The following is a 20,020-nucleotide window of genomic DNA, read 5'->3' as shown; positions in this document are numbered from 1 at the left end:
CCACCCGAGGTCGTCCCGCGAGTGCTTGAATGTGACTCGCATCACGCAACGCTGCGAAAGGACGGGTCTCATGGCTGGTCAGGGTCCCCCTGTGGACGATTCCGCCTCGGCGATCACCGATGACGACTTCTCCTCCGGCCGCACTGCGGTCCGCATCGCCGGGGTGGCCGCCCTCGGCGGCCTGCTCTTCGGCTACGACAGCGCGGTGATCAACGGCGCGGTCGACTCGATCCAGGAGGACTTCGGCATCGGAAACGCCGAACTGGGCTTCGCGGTAGCCTCGGCGTTGCTCGGCGCCGCAGCGGGCGCGATGACCGCGGGCCGGATCGCCGACCGGATCGGCCGCATCGCGGTCATGAAGATCGCCGCGTTGCTCTTCCTGATAAGCGCCTTCGGTACCGGACTCGCGCCCGACGTGGTGTGGGTCGTCGTATTCCGCATCGTCGGTGGCATCGGTGTCGGTGTCGCGTCGGTGATCGCGCCGGCCTACATCGCCGAAACCTCGCCGCCGCGCATCCGCGGCCGGCTGGGGTCGCTGCAGCAGTTGGCCATCGTGTCCGGCATCTTCCTGTCGTTCGTGGTGAACTGGCTGCTCCAGTGGACAGCAGGTGGACCCAACGAGCCGCTGTGGCTCGGCCTGGACGCCTGGCGATGGATGTTCCTGGCGATGGCGGCACCGGCCGTGCTGTACGGGGCGTTGGCCTTCACGATCCCGGAGTCGCCGCGGTATCTTGTTGCCAGCCATCAGATTCCAGAGGCGCGCCGGGTGCTCAACATGCTGCTCGGTGAGAAGAACCTGGAGATCACTATCACCCGCATCCAGGACACCCTGGAGCGGGAGGACAAGCCGTCGTGGCGGGACTTGAAGAAACCTTCCGGTGGCCTCTACGGCATCGTCTGGGTCGGCCTCGGGCTGTCGATCTTCCAGCAGTTCGTCGGCATCAACGTGATCTTCTACTACTCCAACGTGCTGTGGCAGGCGGTCGGATTCAGCGCCGACGAGTCCGCGATCTACACCGTCATCACGTCGGTGATCAACGTGCTGACCACCCTGATCGCGATCGCACTGATCGACAAGATCGGGCGCAAACCACTGCTGCTCATCGGATCGTCCGGCATGGCCGTCACGCTGATCACGATGGCGGTGATCTTCGCCAACGCCACCGTGGGTCCCGACGGCAATCCCAGCCTGCCCGGCGCTTCGGGCGTGATCGCTCTGATCGCCGCGAACCTGTTCGTGGTGGCGTTCGGCATGTCGTGGGGGCCGGTGGTCTGGGTGCTGCTCGGAGAGATGTTCCCCAACCGCATCCGTGCCGCCGCGCTGGGACTGGCCGCGGCCGGCCAGTGGGCGGCCAACTGGTTGATCACCGTCACCTTCCCCGGGCTTCGTGAACAACTGGGGCTGGCGTACGGCTTCTACGGTCTGTGCGCGATCCTGTCGGGACTCTTCGTATGGCGGTGGGTGATGGAGACCAAGGGTGTGTCGCTGGAGGACATGCACGGCGAGGTCCTGCACGGAAAGAAGTCGCCGAACGCAACCTCGTGAAACCGCCGTGACTCCGCCCGCGGCGGCGTGGGACAATCGCGACCCGTGAAGACCTTCGATGCACTGTTCGCCGAGTTGAGCGAACGGGCGCGCACCCGCCCTGCAGGCAGCGGCACCGTGGCAGCACTCGACGCCGGTGTGCACGGCATCGGGAAGAAGATCCTCGAAGAGGCCGGCGAAGTGTGGCTGGCGGCCGAACACGAGAGCGACGAGGCGTTGGCCGAGGAGGTCAGCCAGCTGCTCTACTGGACACAGGTGTTGCTGCTCTCGCGCGGGTTGTCGCTCGACGACGTGTACCGGAAGCTGTGAGGATGCTCAGAGTCGCAGTGCCCAACAAGGGCACCTTGAGCGAGTCGGCTGCCGAGATCCTCTCCGAGGCCGGATATCGCCGACGAACCGACACCAAGGATCTGACCGTCGTCGATCCGGCCAACCAGGTCGAGTTCTTCTTCCTGCGGCCCAAGGACATCGCGATCTACGTCGGTTCGGGCCAACTCGACCTTGGTATCACCGGGCGCGATCTGGCTCAGGAATCCGTTGCGCCGGTGCGTGAGCGGCTGGCACTGGGCTTCGGATCGTCGACGTTCCGTTATGCGGCGCCCGCCGGTCGGCAGTGGCGGGTCGAAGACCTCGAGGGCAAGCGCATCGCCACCGCGTTTCCCAATCTGGTGGGCAAGCATCTTGCCGCCCGCGGCATCACGGCGACGGTGATCCGGCTCGACGGCGCCGTGGAGATCTCGGTGCAACTCGGTGTGGCCGACGCCATCGCCGACGTTGTCGGATCCGGTCGCACCCTGGGGCTGCACAACCTGGTCGCCTTCGGCGAATCCCTGTGTGATTCCGAGGCGGTGCTGATCGAACGCGACGACTCCGGCGACGAGGGCGGCGGAGAGAAGGCCGCTGCCCGCGACCAGTTGGCTGCCCGCGTCCAGGGTGTGGTGTTCGGCCAGCAGTACCTGATGCTCGATTACGACTGTCCCCGTTCGCTGCTCGAGCAAGCCACTGCCGTGACTCCCGGGCTGGAGTCCCCGACGATCGCGCCGTTGGCAGATCCGGACTGGGTCGCGGTGCGGGCGTTGGTACCCCGGCGCGACGTGAACGCGATCATGGATGAGATCGCGGCGATCGGCGCGAAGGCGATCCTGGCCTCCGATATCAGGTTCTGCCGCTTCTGATCTTGACGCGTAAGTCGGCCACCCGTGTTAGCGTCCGGAGGTCCGTCCACCGCTCGGAGGTCCGATGACACAGGTTCTCGTTCTGCTTCTGGCGCTGATGATCGGTGTCATCGCAGGCTTGCGCGCAATGACCGCGCCCGCCGTCGTGGCCTGGGGCGCGATGCTCGGCTGGATCGATGTCAGCGACAAGTGGTCGGAATGGGTCTCACATCCCATCACGGTGACGGTCTTGACGATCTTCCTTCTCGTCGAATTGGTCACCGATCAGTTGCCCAAGACGCCGAGTCGGAAGGTCCCGCCTCAGTTCATCGCTCGCCTGATCACGGGAGGGTTCGCCGGCGCAGTGATCGGTAGCGCCTTCTTCCACACGTTCAGCGCCACCGGCGCCGGTGTCATCGGCGCCGTTCTCGGCACTCTGGGTGGTGCCGCGCTGCGCAGCAGAGTGGCCGCCGCCAAGGGAGGAAACGACCGACCCGGCGCGTTCGGTGAGGATGCGCTCGCCGTCGGCGGGGGGTTCTTGGTCGCGTTCCTCGTGAGCCTGCTGTAGAACAGCGAGATGGCACAGACGTCTGAAGGCTCCTCGGGTGCGCAGCGATTCGACGCGATCATCATCGGCGCCGGCCAGGCCGGCCCGCCGCTGGCGGGACGGTTGACGGCCGCCGGGCAGACAGTCGCGGTGATCGAGCGCAAGCTCGTCGGCGGCACATGCGTGAACTACGGTTGCATCCCCACCAAGACGCTGGTGGCCAGTGCGCACGCGGCGCACGTCGCCCGGCGCGGTGGCGAGTTCGGAATCGACACAGGCGATATCACCGTCGACATGGCGAAGGTCAAGGCACGCAAGGATCGCATCAGCATCGGCGACCGCGAAGGCGTCGAGTCCTGGCTGGAAGGCATGAAGGGCTGCAGCCTGATTCGCGGCCACGCCCGCTTCGAGAGTCCGCACATCATCCGCGTCGACGACCAACTCCTCGAAGCCGACCGGATCTTCCTCAACGTCGGCGGGCGCGCAGTGGTGCCGGACATGCCGGGCCTGGCCGACATCGACTACCTGACCAACGTGGGTGTCCTCGACCTCGACGTCGTCCCCGAACACCTCGTGGTCATCGGCGGCAGCTACATCGCGCTGGAGTTCGCCCAGATGCACCGCCGGTTCGGCGCTCAGGTCACCGTCGTCGAGCGCGGACCGCGGCTGACGGCGAGGGAGGACGAGGACGTCTCCGCCGCCATCAAGGACATTCTCGAGAACGAGGGCATCAACGTGGTGCTCGACGCCGACGCGATCAGCTTCGCCAAGCAGGACAACGGATTCACCGTCACCCCGCGCGCCGGAGCCGAACCGATCGCCGGCACTCATCTGCTCGTTGCGGTCGGGCGCCAACCCAACACCGACGATCTCGGACTCGAGGCGGCGGGTGTCGAGACCGACGGCCGCGGCCACGTCGTGGTCGACGATCAGCTGCGAACCAGCGTCGACCACATCTGGGCGATGGGCGACTGCAACGGCCGTGGCGCGTTCACCCATACGTCGTACAACGACTTCGAGATCGTCGCGGCGAACCTGCTCGACAACGATCCCCGCAAGGTCAGTGACCGGGTCACCACCTACGCGCTCTACATCGACCCTCCGCTGGGCCGGGCCGGAATGACGGCCGAGGAGGTCCGCCGGTCCGGCCGGAAAGCGTTGGTGGGCAAGCGTGCGATGACCCGGGTCGGCCGGGCCGTTGAGAAGGGTGAGACGCAGGGCTTCATGAAGGTGGTTGTCGACGCCGAGACCGAGGAGATCCTCGGGGCGTCGATTCTCGGGGTCGGCGGCGACGAAGTCGTGCAGGACATCCTCGATGTGATGACCGCCAAACTGCCCTACACGGCGATATCGCGCACGATGCACATCCATCCGACCGTCAGCGAGCTGGTCCCGACGATGTTGCAGGACCTCAAGCCGCTTCAGTAGCCGCCCGCCCGGCGATCAGTTGCCGGGTCACTTCGGCCACCCGCCGTCCGAGATGTCGGCAGGTCGCCTCGTCGGCAGGGTGGACCTGATCGCGGTTCGCGTCGACATCGGTCGCTGCGCCGGCGCCGAGCCAGAAGCCCAGGCGGTTGAGATCCTGCTCGCTAGCGGTCGAACTGTTCCACCCGGGACCCAAACCCAGGTTGACCCAGTGCATGTGGTGCTGGGCGGCGAACACCGCGAGCGAAACCAGGGCCGCGACTTTGTCACCGCTCTTGGCGCCGGAGTTGGTGAACCCGGCCGCGATCTTGTCGCGCCAGGTCCCGTTGATACAGCGCCGGGCCGTCTTTTCGGCGAACGCCTGGAATCCCGCGGACACGTTGCCCATGTAGGTCGCGCTTCCGAAGACGATGGCGTCGGCTCCGTCGAGGGCCTGCCAGTCACGGTCGGTGATCTCGTCGACGGCGATCAGGCTGACCCGCGCACCGCCGTCGCGGGCGCCCTCGGCCACCGCCCCGGCAAGCACCGCGGTGTGGCCGAAGCCCGAATGATAGGCGATCGCGACCAGCGGGACCTCCGGTGATGTGTTGTCTGTCACTGTGATTCGCCTCCGTTGTGGGATCGGTCGATCTGCTGGCGACGGATGAGCCAGTCAGGGATGGGCTCGCCGGCGAGAAAGCACTCGAGGCGGTCGAGGTAGGCGTGGGTACCGCCGCGGAACCCGCCGCCGGTGCGAACCCCGAGCCCGCGATGGCTGAAGCGCAGCAGGGTGCCGGGTCCGTCCGGGCGCAGCTCGTAGCGCACCACACCGTCTTCGGCGATCGGCTGCTTCCATTCGTGTTCGAAGACGTGTGGTGGATCCCAGACGAGGATCCGGCCGGTCATCCGCTTTCCGTCCGGCGGCAGGGGAGGGCCGTCGGGAACCATGTCGATGACGCCGCCCTCGCGGGCGTCGATCGTGGTCTCCCCGAACCACTGCCGGCGCTGGGCAGGATCGGTGATCGCCGCCCACACCGCGTCGATCGGAAAGGGCAGTCGGCGTTCGAAGTTCAGGACCGCACGATCGCCGTTGATCGTCAGCCGCCCGGCGCCGTCACTCATCGATGCCACCCTGGTTGTCCTCGAGATGGCGTTCGAGGGCGTCGAGGTGACCGGTCCAGTACCGCCGATAGCGCTCGATCCAGTCGTCGATGGCAACCAGGCCGTCGGCGCGCAGAGCGTAGATGCGGCGCTGCGCCTGTGGCCGGACCTCGACAAGCCCCACCTCCCGCAACACCCGCAGGTGCCGCGACACCGTCGGTTGAGTGAGCCCGGGCAACGTCGCCACCAGCTCGCCGGCAGTGCGCTCGCCCTCGGCCAACACGTCCATCAGAGCTCGCCGGTTCGGCTCGGCCACGGCGTCGAAGACGTCCACGTTCTCAAATATTACCCGGCATCTATATAGATGCAAGTAGATATTTGCTTCAGCGTCCCGCCGCCCGGATCAGTCGCAGTTGTCCGATCTCGGAGACGTTCTTCGTCAACTCGACGGTCACCCACAGCACGGTGTCGGCGACCGTGCGCTCGGTGTCCGCGCCCCACGGGAACGTCGCGGCCGCCGCCAGATCCCGTTCGCTGATGTCCGCCAACACATTTCGCCAGCCCGCGGCCAGAGCGCGAAGCCGCGCCACTGCCGCCGGGCCATCGCCGGCCCAGGCGACCTCGGACCAGTCGCGGCCCATCCGGTCGGACAGCGCTGCGATCGCCGCGCTCCACCAGTAGTCGATGTGCCAGCTCAACCACGCGATCGTCGGCACCGGTATCGGGTCGGGTTCCGTCTCGGCCCAGTCCGGACGCCACACCCCGGCTTCGTCTTGCCGAACCGTCCAACACAGACTCGCCGGCTCCCAGAGGAAATCCTCGTCGACAAGCGCTGCGAGGTGCAGTTCGGCCAACGACCACGCCAGCTCGAACTGCCGACGCGCCTCGACGATCATGCGCGGCGCTGCACCAGCAGGGTCTGCGCGCAGGTGCCGATGAAGCCCTGTCGGTCGAAGATCTCCGCGGTGGTCACCCCGACGCCATCCGGGCCGATCGATCCCCGGGCCCGTAACCCGAAATCGGCGCCCGTGGGCAACCGGTGCAGATGCACGACGGTGTCGGTGTTCATGAAGACGAACAGCTGCGGATCCAACGCGGCACCGATGCCGTTGGCAGAGTCGACCACCATCGCCAGCCGTTGCAGAGGCGTTGTCGGCTCCGAATCCACCAGCGGTACAAGCGGGCTCAGCCACACCTCGGCGGCAGCACCGCCGGGGTCCGCCTGCTTGCGCCAATCCACCGTCTCCAGATAGCCCGGCGCGCCCTCCCAGGCGTGGGCCTTCTCGGTGGCAACCCCTTCGACGAGCGGCGGATACCGGTCGGTGGCGGCGTCTCGGGTGTCGCTGGGTGCCAGCAGCCAGGCGGTGACGCGCGCGACCGGTCGCCGGGTACCGTCGGCGCGGTCGGTCACCATCTCGGCGACCATCATCGAAATCCGGCTGCCTGGCCGGTCGACCCAGGCGCGGACCCGCACGGTCGTCACCGGGATGGCGCCGAGGATGTCGAGTGTGAGTCGCCCGATCCGCAGACCCGATCCCGCCGCGAGATTCTCGATGGCCCTGGTGAGCAGCGCCAACGGCGGCGAGCCGTGCTGGATCTCGGGATCCCAGTTGCTGCGGGTGCCGTCGGTGGATTCGAAGACCTCGTACTCACCGCCGGCATTGTCACCGTCGGCGCAGTCAGCGTCGACGCGTCGCCGACGGAAGAGACAATCGATCACGCCGCAGGCTCCGCCGCCCGCAGCACCGCATCGGGATCACCGTCGTCGAACACCTCGGGCCAGCCGGGGTAGGGCGGGGGAGTGCCGCCGAACTCCGGACAGTGGGCCTGGTGGGCGCACCAGTTGCACAACCGGGACGGGCGTGGCCGGAAATCTCCTGTGACACCGGCAGACTGGATCGCCCGCCAGATCGCCATCAACGTCTTCTCGAAGCGCAACAGCTCGTCGAGATCGGGTGTGTAGTCGAGCACCTGGCTGTCGGCAAGGTAGAGCAGCCGAAGCCGGGCGGGCAGCACGCCCCGCGACCGCAACAGGGCGACCGCATAGAACTTCATCTGGAACATCGCCTTGAACTCGGCCAGCGCCCATGCTTCCGAGGGCGCCTTGCCGGTCTTGTAGTCGACCACCCTGAGCTCGCCGGTGGCCGCGACGTCGATGCGGTCGACGAACCCCCGCAGCAGTGTGCCGTCCTCCAGCTCGACCTCGACACGCTGTTCGCAGCTCTGAGGATCGAAGCGGGTGGGATCCTCCAACCGGTAGTAACCCGACAGCAGGCGGCCGGCCTCTTCGAGGAGCTCGTTCCGCAGGGTCGGATCGATGTCGTCGGCGACCGAGGGCTGCTCGGCGACGACCCGCTCCCAGGCGGGCATGACCAGAGACAGCGCCGTGTCCGGGCCACGTTCGGCCGCCGGAAGGGTGTAGAGCTGTTCGAGTGCGGCGTGCACGACCGAGCCGCGAACCTGTGCGGTGGACGACGGCTCCGGCAACCTGTCGATGGCCCGGAACCGGTACAGCAACGGACACTGCTTGAAGTCGCTGGCCCGCGACGGGGACAGCGCCGGTCGCCGCACCGGCCGCCCCGTCGCCTCACTCATGACCCAAGCCTATGACCGGGGTGAGACAAACCCCGGGCACCCGGACCGGCGCGTCTACTGGCAGGCTGAACAGCTGTGCCCAGAACCGGTCCGTTCGCCGTCGGTGATCGCGTGCAGCTCACCGACACGAAAGGCAGGCGCTACACGATGCTGCTCAAGCCGGGCGGGGAGTTCCACACACACCGCGGCATCATCTCCCTCGACGAGGTCGTCGGTCTGCCCGAAGGCAGTGTGGTGCGATCGACCAACGGCGATCAGTTTCTGGTGCTGCGTCCGTTGCTGGTCGACTACGTGATGTCGATGCCGCGCGGCGCGCAGGTGGTCTACCCCAAGGACGCCGCTCAGATCGTGCATGAGGGCGATATCTTCCCCGGGGCGCGGGTGCTCGAGGCGGGCGCCGGGTCCGGGGCGTTGACCTGCTCGCTGCTGCGCGCCGTCGGGCCCGAGGGGCACGTGAGTTCCTACGAGGTGCGCGACGATCACGCCGAGCACGCGATTCGCAACGTCGAGACGTTTTTCGGTGACCGACCGCCGAACTGGGAGCTGGTGATCGCCGACGTCGTCGACTACGCCGGACCCGAGGTCGACCGAGTGGTCCTGGACATGCTGGCGCCGTGGGATGTGCTCGACGCGGTCGGCACCGCGATGGTCCCCGGTGGGGTGCTGATGATCTACGTCGCCACCGTGACGCAGTTGTCCAGGACCGTGGAGGCACTGCGCGAACAACAGTGCTGGACCGAACCCCGGGCCTGGGAGAGCATGCAGCGGGGGTGGCACGTGGTCGGGCTGGCGGTGCGCCCCGAGCACACGATGCGTGGGCACACGGCGTTCCTGGTGAGTGCGCGCAAACTCGCCCCGGGAACGGTCGCGCCGATTCCGTTGCGCAAGAAGAATCGTGGGCGCGAGTCAGTCGTCGGTACTCCGGCGGAGTCCCCGCCTGGCTGACAGCAGCTCGATCTCGGGCCGGGCGGCGACCAGCCGCTCCGCGGAGTCGAGCACAGAGACCACATGACTGCGGTCGGCGGCGACCACGGCCACTCCCACACCTGCGCGTCGATGAAGGTCCAGTGATCCGGTCTCGGCGGCCGACACCGAGAACCGGCGCGCCAGTTCGGTGATCAACGGCCTGACGACGGAGCGCTTCTGCTTCAGCGATTGCACATCACCGAGCAGGATGTCGAACTCCAGCCAGCCGATCCACATCTAGCGAGGCGGAGTCGGCGGGGCTGGAGGAGCCGGGGGAGGAGGCGGCGCACCGGCGGAGGGGGCCGGCGGAGCCGGTGTCTCCCCGTCATCCAGTTGCAGCATCAGCTCGGCGGTCCGCCGCGTCAGCTGCCACGAGCCGTCCACCCGGACGAACTCCATCGGGTAGGTGAACTCACCGTCCTGGGGGTTGGCCGTCCTGATCACGACCGTCGCGACGACGTTGCCCGGATCCGCCTGGGACCAGGCCAGGTCCCGCGCCTCGAAGGACAGGGGCAGCGACCGGTTGTCACGCAGCGCAACGCCGAAACGGTCCAGGTCGGCCGCTTCGTCGACCGTGGCGCCCTCGATCAGATCGACCTTCTGGTCCCCCGGGATCGCCGGGTCGGAAAGCCTGGCCATGACGTCGATCAACGCCGCGTCCGGTGGCAGCGGCGGCCCTCCGGGCGCCGGAGCGGCCGGTGCGGGCATGCCCACCGACGGAGCCGGGGAGGTCTCCACCGACGGTGACTCCACCGGAGCGGCCGGCTGGCTGCACGCGCTGAGCCCGAACGCCGCCACGATTGTGGCGGCGCCCAGGCTCAGAGCGGTGCGACGCACCAGCGTCATAGACCGGTAATGCTTACCGACAGATCAGCCGAACAGGCTCAGGGCGCTCACCGCTGACGCGCGGGAGAGCACCCAGCCGTAGCGACCGCCCGGAACGAACACAGCGTTGAGGCTCTGGCCGTTGGCGGACAGCGTCGTGCTGGCAGAAGGTCCGTTGCAGACCGGGTCGGCGACCGAGAAGTTCACGGGCAGCGATCCCCGCGCGTACGCGCCGTTGATGGCCCGGTCTGCCAGCGCGCCGTCGCTGAAGCCGAGGCCACCCTGGACGAGATCGCTTTTCCCTGTTCGGGCGGGTACGCCGGGCGCGAGCAGACCGTCGATCACAGACCGCAGCTGCGCGGCGGTCGCCGCGCACGGTGCGGGCTGCGCCGGGATGCTGAACGAACCGGGTGCTGCCGACGCGACAGTGGAAGCTGAAATGGAGGTCACACCGAGTGCCGCGCCGCCGATCGCGACTGCTGCGGCGGCGCCGGTAACTAGGCTTTTCAGGGTCACGCCTGTCCTTTCGAAGGGCCGAACTCTCTCAGAGGCTAACAGTGTTGCTGGTGTGTCGAATTCCTACAGCGCACACAAAGACTGAATCGCCGGTAGCGTTGAAGTTGTTACCGCACCAACATCCGGTGTGGGAAAGGAGCTCCCCATGAGTGAGTCCGAGCGTTCTGAGGCCTCTGAAGTCTTTGGGACAACCCCTGATAACCACCTGTCCGCAGAGGACGCTGCAGAACTCGAACAACTCCGCCGTGAGGCTGCGATCCTGCGGGAGCAGCTGGAGAACGCGGTAGGCCCCCAGAGCGGATTGCGCAGCGCGCGTGACGTGCATCAGCTCGAGGCGCGCATCGACTCGTTGGCCGCCCGCAACGCCAAGCTGATGGACACCCTCAAGGAAGCGCGCCAGCAGTTGCTGGCGTTGCGTGAAGAGGTCGACCGTCTCGGGCAGCCGCCCAGCGGCTACGGCGTGCTGCTGGCCGTGCAGGAAGACGACACCGTCGACGTGTTCACCTCAGGTCGCAAGATGCGGCTGACCTGCTCGCCGAACATCGACACCAAAGAGCTCAAGCAGGGCCAGACCGTTCGCCTCAACGAAGCGCTGACCGTGGTCGAGGCGGGCCATTACGAATCGGTCGGTGAGATCAGCACGCTGCGTGAGATCCTCTCCGACGGGCATCGCGCCCTGGTGGTCGGCCACGCCGACGAGGAACGGATCGTCTGGCTGGCCGAGCCGCTGGTGTCCTCGGAGCACCTACCCGACAGCTACGAGGACGAGCAGCCCGGCGACGACCGGCCGCGCAAGCTGCGTCCCGGCGACTCGCTGCTGGTCGACACCAAGGCCGGTTACGCCTTCGAACGCATTCCCAAGGCCGAGGTCGAGGATCTCGTGCTGGAAGAGGTGCCCGATGTCAGCTACAACGACATCGGTGGCCTCGGTCGTCAGATCGAACAGATCCGCGACGCCGTGGAGCTGCCGTTCCTGCACAAGGAGCTGTACCGCGAGTACTCGCTGCGGCCGCCCAAGGGTGTGCTGCTCTACGGCCCGCCCGGCTGCGGGAAGACGCTGATCGCCAAGGCCGTGGCCAACTCGCTGGCCAAGAAGATGGCAGAGGTGCGTGGTGACGACGCGCGCGAGGCGAAGTCCTACTTCCTCAACATCAAAGGCCCCGAGCTGCTGAACAAATTCGTCGGTGAGACCGAGCGTCACATCCGGCTGATCTTCCAGCGGGCCCGCGAGAAGGCGTCCGAAGGCACCCCCGTGATCGTGTTCTTCGACGAGATGGACTCCATCTTCCGTACCCGCGGCACCGGGGTCAGCTCCGATGTCGAAACCACCGTCGTTCCGCAGCTCCTCAGCGAGATCGACGGCGTGGAGGGTCTGGAGAACGTCATCGTGATCGGCGCCTCCAACCGCGAGGACATGATCGACCCGGCGATCCTGCGGCCCGGCCGCCTGGACGTCAAGATCAAGATCGAGCGGCCGGATGCCGAGTCGGCGCAGGACATCTTCAGCAAGTACCTGACCGAGGAACTCCCGATCAATGACGACGATCTCTCCGAGTTCAGCGGCGATCGTTCGCTGACCATCAAGGCGATGATCGAGAAGGTCGTCGACCGGATGTACGCCGAGATCGACGACAACCGGTTCCTGGAGGTCACCTATGCCAACGGTGATAAGGAAGTCATGTACTTCAAGGACTTCAACTCCGGCGCCATGATCCAGAACGTCGTGGATCGGGCGAAGAAGAATGCGATCAAGGCGGTGCTCGAGAGCGGCCAGCGAGGATTGCGGATCCAGCACCTTCTCGACTCGATCGTCGACGAGTTCGCCGAGAACGAGGATCTGCCCAACACCACCAATCCCGACGACTGGGCCAGGATCTCGGGCAAGAAGGGTGAGCGGATCGTCTACATCCGCACGCTGGTCACCGGCAAGAGCAGCAGCGCCAGCCGTGCCATTGATACCGAGTCCAACCTGGGGCAGTACCTCTAGACCGGCACCGGAACCCGCGAGTAGCTGTTGGTCAGGTCGTCCCGGAGAACAGGGGCGGCCTGGTCGGTGGTGTCGATTCGCAGTGGGGCGAAGTTGAGCATTATTTCCCATGGTCGTCGCCCGGGCTGAGCAGTACCTTGAGAGCGTGACATCGCCGAGATCGCTGCTGGCCCTGTTGTTGCTTGCACCCGTGGCAGCGGGTTGCCAGTTCTCCTTCTCGTCCGGAGGTCCGGACTACGAGAAGCTCGAGTCCGCGATCAGCGACGAGCTCAACAAGCAGTACTCCTCGATGGCTGTGGCGCGCGAGGTGTCGGCGGTCGAATGCCCCCGGCCCGAGGATTCGCCGAAAGCGGGTTCCAGCTTCAACTGCATCGCCGATCTCGAAGGCAACGACGTGAGGGTCGAGGTGAAGTTCACCGACGACGACTACAACGTCGACTTCTCCACCCTCGACGTGGTCTTCGATCTGGCCGAAACCGGACAGGGCCTGTCCGAGGACGTCTCCAAGGACTACGGATTCGAGGTCGTCGTCAGCTGCGGCGAAGGGCTCAAAGTGGTTGCCGTCGGTGAGTCGTTCGAATGCGAGGCCGCGGATCGGCGTGGCGACACCCGCCCGGTGAAGGTCACCGCAGGAGGACCGGACGCTCAGGACACCTGGGAAGTGGTCGGCGCGAACTAGCGGAAGCGCTCAGCCCGACTTCTGGGATAACCTGCCAGCAAATGGCAGGTTTGGCGTGGCGGACCGAACTCGGCGACCGGTTGACGCACGCGTGGGCTCAGACCCGCCTCGGCGGGGGCCGGGTGCATGTCCTTCTGGGTGACCCCGGGATGGGCAAATCCAGCACCCTGACGTGGCTCGCCGATCAGATCGGAACCGCGGCGCGCATCGTCACCTGCCGATCCGGTGAGCTCGGAACGCCGATGTCCACCGCGGCCGAGGTCGCGGCGGTGTTGCCGATTCCGGCGGCCACCACATGGGATTCGACCGATCCCGACCCGATGGCCGCCGCCGACGTGCTCCGTTCCGGACTGGAGAACGCGGCCGATCTCGCGCTTCTCATCGACGACATCCACGACGCCGACCCGTCGAGTCGGACGGCGGTGAATCTGGCGCTGCGGCGTGCGGTGCTCGGTGGGGTGCTCGTCGTCGTCAGTGGGCGTCGGGTCCGCACCACACTGGCTTTCGCCGAGGGCTTCTGCACTCATGAACTCCGCGGGTTGACCCCCGGCCAGGCGCTGGAGGTGATCGGGTCCGCCACCGATTCGCCGATCCATTCCTCGGTCGCCCAGCGTCTTGTCGGCGACGCGTCGGGTAATCCCCTTGCGCTCCTGGAGCTCCCGCAGGCGCTGTCGCGCGACCAACTGGCCGGCGCGCAGCCACTGCCGCTGGAGATTCCGCTCGTCGGCAACCTCGCCGCTGTCTTCACCCGCCAACTCCCGCCACCCGGCAGCCCGGCGCGAGAGCTGCTCGACCGCGTCGCGGTGTCCTCCGACGGTGCCTGGGCAACCCTCGTCGACACCGAAACACTGGATGCCGCTGCGGCACTCGGCGATCTCGAGGCCCTCGGGTTGGTCAACCTGGCCGACGGCCGCCTGCGGCTGCGTCATCCGCTGCTGCGAAGCGCGGTTCTCGCAGGGATGCCCGAGCAGCGGCGTCGTCAGCTCAACATCGAGTTCGCGGACAACCCGACGGTGCCCGAGGAAATCCGGCTGGCACATCGCGCGCAGGGCACCATCGGACCCGACGACGCTCTGACCGACGCGCTCGTCGACGCCGCCAAGGGGATGCGGGCCGGCCGTGGGATCGAGGCGGCGGCGCGGATGTTGGACCTCGCCGCCGGAATGACGGGCAGCGATACCCGCCGCGGCCGATTGCGACTGGAGGCGGCCGAACTGCTCGGGGCGGCCGGCGAAGCCGGGACTGCGCGGCACCGACTCGAGGCGGTACTCGCAGATCCGTCGTCGGGAGACCTGCACGTGGCAGCGACGTTGACGCTGGCGACACTCGAGGCGATGGACGGCGCCCCCGCGGCGGCGCATCAGCGACTGACGGAGTGTCTGACCGTGGCGACGCCAGAGCAGGTCGGTGTCGTGCGCGCCCGGATGGCGGTTCCCCTCGGAATGCTCGGGCTCGTCGCGCAGATCGTCGAGACCGCGGAAGCTGCGGTGGCGCAGACCAAGTCCGGATCGGTCGAATCGGACGTGGCCACGGTGGTTCTCGCGCACGCCGCGAGCGCATGGGATGAGGGCCGCGCAGACGACCTGGTCGGCACGCTCGACACACTCGACCTGATGGCCGCGATCCGCCACGACCCGTTGGTCGGGTTGCACGTCGGCCGGGCGATGTCCATCGCGGAGAGATACGGGCAGGGTGTGTCCGCGCTGACGGGTCTGATCGGTGCGCTGCGATCGGAAGGAGCGCGGGCGTCACTGGCGATGGCGTACGGAGCGCTGGGCGAAACCCACCTGCGCGCTTCCCGATTCGACGATGCACTGGTCTGCCTCGACGAAGCCGTCGCACTGTGTCTGGCCACCGGACAGCGGGCGTTCGCGCCGTTCTGGCTGTCGCTGCGGGCGCGGGTGGCGGCGATCAGAGGCGACGATCAGGCCGCAGCGGCAGATCTGACGCTGGGCTTCGCGATCTCCGACGAGCAGTCGACGTTCGGTGCCCGCTACTTCCTGCTCGCCAACGCCGGCCTGGTCGCCCTCACCGAGTGTCGGTACGACGAGGTGATCGGTCACCTGGGCGAGTGCTGGGCCTTCGAGCAGGTGGCGGGGCTGCTGGCACCTCAACTGGCGCGGTGGCACATCGACCTGATCGAGGCGTATGTCACCCACGGGCGACCCGGTGACGCGGAACCGATCGCCGCTCATCTCACCGGTGTCGCCGCCCGCCCCGGAGCCAGTCGGTGGACCCGGGCGACCGCACTCCGAGCACAGGCTCTGTTGTGTGCGGCGCGCGATCCGCGGTATGCGCAACGTCTGCTCGGCGACGCGGTCACCCTCTACGACAACAACATCGACGCGTTCGACCGTGCCCGGACTCTGATGGACCTGGCCAGGGTGGCCACCGAGCAGACCGCGCGTGACCATGCCCGCACCGAGGCTCTGTACGGATTCCGCAGAATCGGTGCCTCCGCGTGGGCCGCACGGGTGCAGCCGTCGACACACTCTCCGCAGATCGGCAGGTTGACCGACGCCGAGCGTCGAATCCTCGAAGAGGTCGCACGGGGCCTGACGAATCAACAGATCGCCAAGCGGCTTCACCTGAGTGCCAAGACGGTGGCCAACCATCTCTACCGCGCCTACCGCAAACTCGGGGTGTCCTCACGCACCGAGGCGACCCGCCACATGCTGCTGCGCGACGATCCCCGGGATCAGGAACGTTCGAGTTCGAGATAGGCGTCGCGGCCGGCGAGGCTCACCGCCACGTCGGCGATCAGCGGTTCGAAGAACCGCTGCCGGTAGAGCGGATCGACGCTGGTGCTGACGGTGAAGTACAAGCCGGACAGCACCGCGACGAACAGCGAGGTGTGTACGACGGTCTGTGGTATCGGGATGTGGATGCCGAACCAGGTTCCGGCGCAAGGTGGTTGGCCGACTGCGCAGGCCTGCTCGCTGGACCACAACACCGTCACGTCATCGGGGATCGCGATGATGCCGAGTGCGAGGAAGAACGCGAACAGTCCCGCGGTGAAGAGCACGACCTGAATGGCCTGCGCGACGACCATGACGGCCACCACGTTCACCAGTTCGGCCAGTGACAGCGGAGTCTTGGCGGGGTGGGCGTCGGCCTTTCCGGCCAGCGGTGTGCCGGCGAGCAGCGCTGCGGGATCGGACGGCCCGGATCGGTCCTCGCGCAACGCGCTGACCTCGTCGCGGATGGTGGCGATCATGAACACGACCGCGACCACACTGAAGAATCCGATGGTCTGCCAGAGCCTTTCCCGGCTCATCCGGGCGGCCAACTGCCACAGCTCACCGGTGAAGTACACGACCACGGTCAACATCAGCAACGGCAGTGCCCGGCTCATCAGCGTTCCGAGGGCGCCCAGCTGAACCCAGGCGAACCGGAACGCCCACAACAGGATCGAGCCGAAACCGAGGTAGGTCAACCAGATCGCCAACAGGGACACCGCCAGGAAGGCGGGCGCCTCGGCCAGTGCGGAAGCCGACCAACCGGACGCGATCACCGGCATCAGGAGCACGAAGATCGCCATCACCGCCAGCGCGGCCGTGCGTCTGCCGGCTTCCGATGCCGTCGTGTCGCGACGGTGCAGCACGTCGAGCACAAACGGCGCGGCCGCCAGGATCGCGGCGATGACCGCCAGTCGGACGATGTAGCCGTAGTCGGGATCGTCACCCGTCCAGTCGGCGAGCAGCATGGTGAGCGCGGTGAGTGCGCCCAGACCGGCGACCACCGGTGCCGACCGCGAGATCAACGCCCGCGACCGAACCCGTCGAGTCAGCACCAGCGGCAGCCCACGGTGCAGGAACCACTCGTGGATCTGCGGCAGACTCGCTTCAGAGGTGCTCATCGACCGCCGTCGCGGTGCGGTAGCGGTCACGGGCCACCAGCGTGAGCCGCAGGTCGTCGATCAGTGGGTCGAGGAACTGGCCTCGATATTCCTTGTCTCCGACTGCGCGGGCGGCCAGGTACATGAAGGTCAACGCGGTGAGGAACATCGTGACCTGCATCAGCGCGTCGGGTATCGGCAGCGTCATGCCCAGGAACTGCCCGTCGCTGGGCCCGTCGCCGGTCAGCGCGGCCAACAGTTCGGGACTCACCAGGATCAACCCCAGTGCGAGGAACAACAGACCCGTCACCACCGCCACCGTCAACACCTGGGCGATCTGCGACAGGCTCACCACGAACACCACGTTGGCCCGTTCGTAGGTGGACAGTCGCACCCGACGCGGCCGATCGGGCATCGTCTCGAACGGTGTCCCGACGAGATTCTGCGCGTCCGCGGGTTGTTTGGCGCCCGGATCCAGGATGGGCCGGACGCGACTCAGCGTGCTGGACACCATGAAGGCCGCGGCGATGGTGAACAGGAAGATCAGTGCGGTCCAGAGCCGGCCACGGCTGACGGTGGACGCCATCGTCCAGACCGGTCCGTTGAAGAACACCAGCACGGTCAGCAGCATGATCGGAAGCGCGCGGAGCAGCATGCTGCCCACCGAGGCGAGGTTGCCGATCGTCATCCGCGCGGCCCAGCCCAGGATCGAGCCGATTCCCGTTGCGGTGCAGAGCAATATCGCCGCGATGACAACGACCTCGACGATCACGTCGACCAGGATGAAGGCGGTCGGGCCCCCGAAAACGGTGCTCAGCGCCGCTACCGCGACCGACACCGCCGAGATCACGATGCGGATGCGCACATCGTCGACACGCGATGCCAGCCAGCCGACCACCGCCGCGACCGGAAGCACCAACACGACGATCGCCAGGATGAACCACTCGGTTCTGGTGGGGGTGCCGTCGATGTCGATGGTGTGCCTACCGGTGACGGTGACGGTCACGATCGAAAACGCCATCGTCGTCGCGAAAGCCGCCAGGGCAGGCACCGACCTGATCCACACCCGTCGCACCAGGGTGCCCGGACGCAGCACGGCCGGGAGCCCGTGCCGGAGGAACCAACGTTCGGCAGCCAGGCGCTGCTCGGAGGTCGGGCTCACCGAGCACTGCACCCGCGGTGCCGCCGACAGCTGTGACGCATTGTCATCGTCGGCCAATCTCATCACGAGGTGCGCCTCCATGCCCGCATTCCGCGCAGCCCATGAGCCTGCCCGTGTGGTTGACCTCTACGCTGGCCTGTATGCAACGGATCATCGGAACGGAGGTCGAGTACGGCATCTCGTCGCCGTCTGACCCGACCGCGAACCCGATCCTGACGTCGACCCAGGCAGTGTTGGCATATGCGGCGGCCGCAGGTATCCAGCGAGCGAAGCGCACGCGCTGGGACTACGAGGTGGAATCCCCGCTGCGCGACGCCCGCGGGTTCGACCTGAGTCGCGCTTCGGGCCCGCCGCCGGTGGTGGACGCCGACGAGGTCGGCGCCGCCAACATGATCCTGACCAACGGCGCCCGGCTCTACGTCGACCACGCCCATCCCGAGTACTCGGCGCCGGAGTGCGCAGACCCCATGGACGCAGTGATCTGGGACAAGGCAGGCGAGCGGGTGATGGAGGCCGCGGCCCGCCACGTCGCGAGCGTCCCCGGCGCGGCGAAGCTGCAGCTCTACAAGAACAATGTCGATGGCAAGGGTGCGTCCTACGGATCGCACGAGAACTACCTGATGTCGCGCCAGACGCCGTTCTCGGCTGTCATCGCCGGTCTGACGCCTTTCCTGGTGTCCCGGCAGGTGGTCACCGGTTCGGGTCGCGTCGGCATCGGTGCCTCAGGCGACGAACCCGGCTTCCAGCTGTGTCAGCGCGCCGACTACATCGAGGTCGAGGTCGGCCTCGAGACCACCCTCAAGCGCGGGATCATCAACACCCGCGACGAACCCCACGCCGATGCCGACAAGTACCGGCGGCTGCACGTCATCATCGGTGACGCCAATCTGGCCGAGACTTCCACCTATCTCAAGGTCGGGGCGACGGCGCTGGTGCTCGACCTGATCGAGGAGGGGTTCGACCTCAGCGATCTGGCGCTGGCCCGGCCGGTGCACGCCGTGCACGTCGTCAGCCGCGACCCGTCACTGCGTGCCACCGTTGCGCTGGCCGACGGTCGCGAACTGACCGCCCTTGCGCTGCAGCGGATCTACCTGGACCGCGTCGCCAAGCTGGTGGACAGCCGCGACCCCGACCCGCGGGCCTCCCACGTCGTCGAGACCTGGGCCAACGTCCTGGACCTGCTCGAGCGCGATCCGATGGAATGCGCCGACCTGCTCGACTGGCCGGCCAAGCTACGGCTGCTCAATGGATTCCGGCACCGCGAGAACCTCAGTTGGTCCGCGCCGCGGCTGCACCTGGTCGACCTGCAGTACTCGGATGTGCGCCTGGACAAGGGCCTCTACAACCGGCTCGTCGCCCGGGGGTCGATGAAGCGTCTGGTCACCGAGCAGCAGGTGCTCGACGCCGTGGACAGCCCGCCGACCGACACCCGCGCATACTTCCGCGGCGAGTGCCTTCGGCGGTTCGGCGCGGACATCGCGGCCGCCAGCTGGGATTCGGTGATCTTCGACCTGGGCGGTGATTCGCTGGTGCGGATCCCGACGCTCGAGCCGCTGCGCGGCAGCAAGGCGCACGTCGGGGCTCTGCTGGACTCCGTCGACAGCGCCGCGGACCTCGTTGAGCAGCTGACAAACTGATCGAGCTATCCCCAGCAATCTCGCTGCCGACCGGTAGTGTGGAAGAACCGGCGGGCAGGGACA

General features: G+C 67.2%; 21 protein-coding genes. 10 read left to right on the top strand and 11 right to left on the bottom strand.

Annotated features, from left to right (window positions below):
* Nucleotides 1-70 precede the first annotated feature (70 nt).
* The 5 genes from ABDC78_RS16220 (at nucleotide 71) to ABDC78_RS16200 (ending at nucleotide 4,675) form a co-directional block, all read left to right on the top strand.
* Nucleotides 71-1,546 carry a sugar porter family MFS transporter gene (locus tag ABDC78_RS16220; protein ID WP_178360116.1) on the top strand — a complete coding sequence of 492 codons (1,476 nt, stop codon included), beginning with the start codon at nucleotides 71-73 and terminating at the stop codon, nucleotides 1,544-1,546.
* Between the two features lie 27 nt (nucleotides 1,547-1,573).
* The gene (locus ABDC78_RS16215; RefSeq protein ID WP_178360117.1) at nucleotides 1,574-1,855 is read left to right on the top strand and encodes a phosphoribosyl-ATP diphosphatase; all 282 of its coding nucleotides are present in this window, start codon (nucleotides 1,574-1,576) and stop codon (nucleotides 1,853-1,855) included.
* A 2-nt stretch (nucleotides 1,856-1,857) separates the two neighbouring features.
* Complete coding sequence (gene hisG / locus ABDC78_RS16210; RefSeq protein ID WP_178360118.1) at nucleotides 1,858-2,721, top strand: ATP phosphoribosyltransferase; 864 nt, start codon at nucleotides 1,858-1,860, stop codon at nucleotides 2,719-2,721.
* 64 nt (nucleotides 2,722-2,785) lie between these two features.
* The gene (locus ABDC78_RS16205; RefSeq protein ID WP_178360119.1) at nucleotides 2,786-3,268 is read left to right on the top strand and encodes a DUF4126 family protein; all 483 of its coding nucleotides are present in this window, start codon (nucleotides 2,786-2,788) and stop codon (nucleotides 3,266-3,268) included.
* 9 nt (nucleotides 3,269-3,277) lie between these two features.
* Nucleotides 3,278-4,675 (top strand): FAD-containing oxidoreductase, encoded by a 1,398-nt coding sequence (locus tag ABDC78_RS16200; protein WP_178360120.1) that lies wholly within the window; start codon nucleotides 3,278-3,280, stop codon nucleotides 4,673-4,675.
* On the opposite strand, the gene ABDC78_RS16195 is transcribed toward ABDC78_RS16200, so the two are convergent.
* From ABDC78_RS16195 to ABDC78_RS16170, 6 genes are read right to left on the bottom strand one after another with little or no spacing between them, the layout of a single operon-like run.
* Complete coding sequence (locus tag ABDC78_RS16195; RefSeq protein WP_178360121.1) at nucleotides 4,659-5,270, bottom strand: flavodoxin family protein; 612 nt, start codon at nucleotides 5,268-5,270, stop codon at nucleotides 4,659-4,661. The two genes, ABDC78_RS16200 and ABDC78_RS16195, sit on opposite strands and share 17 nt — an antisense overlap.
* Entirely contained in the window at nucleotides 5,267-5,773 is a 507-nt protein-coding gene (locus ABDC78_RS16190) for an SRPBCC family protein (RefSeq protein WP_178360122.1), read from the bottom strand. Before ABDC78_RS16190 ends, ABDC78_RS16195 begins: the two co-directional genes overlap by 4 nt.
* Nucleotides 5,766-6,086 (bottom strand): metalloregulator ArsR/SmtB family transcription factor, encoded by a 321-nt coding sequence (locus ABDC78_RS16185; protein WP_178360123.1) that lies wholly within the window; start codon nucleotides 6,084-6,086, stop codon nucleotides 5,766-5,768. The genes ABDC78_RS16190 and ABDC78_RS16185 overlap by 8 nt, the downstream gene beginning before the upstream one ends.
* A gap of 49 nt (nucleotides 6,087-6,135) precedes the next feature.
* A complete protein-coding gene (locus tag ABDC78_RS16180; protein ID WP_178360124.1) occupies nucleotides 6,136-6,648 on the bottom strand; it encodes a DinB family protein in 513 nt (170 codons plus the stop codon).
* Nucleotides 6,645-7,472 (bottom strand): thioesterase family protein, encoded by an 828-nt coding sequence (locus ABDC78_RS16175; RefSeq protein WP_178360125.1) that lies wholly within the window; start codon nucleotides 7,470-7,472, stop codon nucleotides 6,645-6,647. Before ABDC78_RS16175 ends, ABDC78_RS16180 begins: the two co-directional genes overlap by 4 nt.
* On the bottom strand, nucleotides 7,469-8,347 hold the full coding sequence (locus ABDC78_RS16170) for a RecB family exonuclease (RefSeq protein WP_178360126.1): 879 nt from the start codon (nucleotides 8,345-8,347) through the stop codon (nucleotides 7,469-7,471). The genes ABDC78_RS16175 and ABDC78_RS16170 overlap by 4 nt, the downstream gene beginning before the upstream one ends.
* A 75-nt stretch (nucleotides 8,348-8,422) precedes the next feature.
* Between ABDC78_RS16170 and ABDC78_RS16165 the strand changes: the two genes are divergently transcribed.
* Nucleotides 8,423-9,292, top strand: coding sequence for a tRNA (adenine-N1)-methyltransferase (locus ABDC78_RS16165; RefSeq protein ID WP_178360127.1), 870 nt, complete (start codon nucleotides 8,423-8,425; stop codon nucleotides 9,290-9,292).
* Here the strand turns inward: ABDC78_RS16165 and ABDC78_RS16160 are convergent.
* The 3 genes from ABDC78_RS16160 to ABDC78_RS16150 are packed head-to-tail and all read right to left on the bottom strand — an operon-like array spanning nucleotide 9,254 to nucleotide 10,654.
* Nucleotides 9,254-9,550 (bottom strand): DUF503 family protein, encoded by a 297-nt coding sequence (locus ABDC78_RS16160; RefSeq protein WP_178360128.1) that lies wholly within the window; start codon nucleotides 9,548-9,550, stop codon nucleotides 9,254-9,256. The genes ABDC78_RS16165 and ABDC78_RS16160 overlap by 39 nt on opposite strands.
* Nucleotides 9,551-10,159 (bottom strand): hypothetical protein, encoded by a 609-nt coding sequence (locus tag ABDC78_RS16155; RefSeq protein ID WP_178360129.1) that lies wholly within the window; start codon nucleotides 10,157-10,159, stop codon nucleotides 9,551-9,553.
* A gap of 24 nt (nucleotides 10,160-10,183) precedes the next feature.
* Entirely contained in the window at nucleotides 10,184-10,654 is a 471-nt protein-coding gene (locus tag ABDC78_RS16150; protein ID WP_178360130.1) for a hypothetical protein, read from the bottom strand.
* A 145-nt stretch (nucleotides 10,655-10,799) separates the two neighbouring features.
* Here ABDC78_RS16150 and arc point away from each other — a divergent pair, with 145 nt between their 5' ends.
* The 3 genes from arc to ABDC78_RS16135 all read left to right on the top strand — a co-directional run bounded on the left by arc (nucleotide 10,800) and on the right by ABDC78_RS16135 (nucleotide 16,043).
* The gene (gene arc, locus ABDC78_RS16145; protein ID WP_178360131.1) at nucleotides 10,800-12,641 is read left to right on the top strand and encodes a proteasome ATPase; all 1,842 of its coding nucleotides are present in this window, start codon (nucleotides 10,800-10,802) and stop codon (nucleotides 12,639-12,641) included.
* 145 nt (nucleotides 12,642-12,786) lie between these two features.
* A complete protein-coding gene (locus ABDC78_RS16140) occupies nucleotides 12,787-13,320 on the top strand; it encodes a DUF4333 domain-containing protein (RefSeq protein WP_347133106.1) in 534 nt (177 codons plus the stop codon).
* A 41-nt stretch (nucleotides 13,321-13,361) separates the two neighbouring features.
* Nucleotides 13,362-16,043, top strand: coding sequence for a LuxR family transcriptional regulator (locus tag ABDC78_RS16135; protein WP_178360133.1), 2,682 nt, complete (start codon nucleotides 13,362-13,364; stop codon nucleotides 16,041-16,043).
* Here ABDC78_RS16135 and ABDC78_RS16130 read toward each other — a convergent pair.
* Nucleotides 16,019-17,179, bottom strand: a complete 1,161-nt coding sequence (locus ABDC78_RS16130) for a hypothetical protein (protein ID WP_178360134.1) — start codon at nucleotides 17,177-17,179, stop codon at nucleotides 16,019-16,021. The genes ABDC78_RS16135 and ABDC78_RS16130 overlap by 25 nt on opposite strands.
* Nucleotides 17,166-18,320, bottom strand: a complete 1,155-nt coding sequence (locus ABDC78_RS16125; RefSeq protein ID WP_178360316.1) for a hypothetical protein — start codon at nucleotides 18,318-18,320, stop codon at nucleotides 17,166-17,168. The genes ABDC78_RS16130 and ABDC78_RS16125 overlap by 14 nt, the downstream gene beginning before the upstream one ends.
* Before the next feature lie 140 nt (nucleotides 18,321-18,460).
* Between ABDC78_RS16125 and dop the strand changes: the two genes are divergently transcribed.
* On the top strand, nucleotides 18,461-19,957 hold the full coding sequence (gene dop / locus ABDC78_RS16120) for a depupylase/deamidase Dop (protein ID WP_178360135.1): 1,497 nt from the start codon (nucleotides 18,461-18,463) through the stop codon (nucleotides 19,955-19,957).
* The last annotated feature ends 63 nt before the right edge of the window (nucleotides 19,958-20,020 follow it).

The organism is Mycobacterium sp. DL (assembly GCF_039729195.1).
GTDB lineage: Bacteria > Actinomycetota > Actinomycetes > Mycobacteriales > Mycobacteriaceae > Mycobacterium > Mycobacterium hippocampi_A.
The sequence above is the reverse complement of the archived record's forward strand: the minus strand, read 5'-3'. Positions and strand labels throughout refer to the sequence as shown.